Below are 452 nucleotides of genomic sequence, written 5' to 3' on the forward strand. Positions count from 1 at the left end.
GCACGGTGACGATGTACACGGAGGAGCTGAAGGGCAACCTCTTCGGCCTGATCCCGATCACCTTCAGCCCGCAGACCCCGCCCCCGCTGAACGTGCCCTTCGCCTTCTTCACCAAGGTGAGGGTGGTCCAGGCCGCCCAGTTCGGCGGCACGCTCAAGGTCCCGGGCCTGGAGAACTACCTGGAGCCCGGCAGGCGCTAGCCGCTACCGCCACCTGACCCCGTCCGGGAGCCGCACAGAGCCGTGGGCCGTACCCCTCACCAGGGGTACGGCCCACGGTCATCGGTCGTGGAGAACAGCGGGCCGCGTCACCGGCACCACCGTGAGCAGTTCGTCCAGCCCCCGGAAGTCGTCGGGGTTGGTGGTGAACAGGGGAAGGTCTTCGGCGATGGCGATCGAAGCGATCATCAGGTCCGCCACGCGCCTTCTGGGCTTGCGGCCCGAGGAGATGAC

At 68.1% G+C, this 452-nt stretch carries 2 pseudogenes; one reads left to right on the top strand and one right to left on the bottom strand.

Annotated elements, in window-relative coordinates:
- Window positions 1-200: pseudogene (locus tag RNC47_RS36805) on the top strand (hypothetical protein); the annotation flags it as partial.
- Window positions 201-278: 78 nt separating this feature from the next.
- Here RNC47_RS36805 and RNC47_RS36810 read toward each other — a convergent pair.
- Window positions 279-452, bottom strand: a pseudogene (locus RNC47_RS36810) (VapC toxin family PIN domain ribonuclease); the annotation flags it as partial.

This window comes from Streptomyces millisiae (assembly GCF_031845425.1).
Taxonomy (GTDB): domain Bacteria; phylum Actinomycetota; class Actinomycetes; order Streptomycetales; family Streptomycetaceae; genus Streptomyces; species Streptomyces millisiae.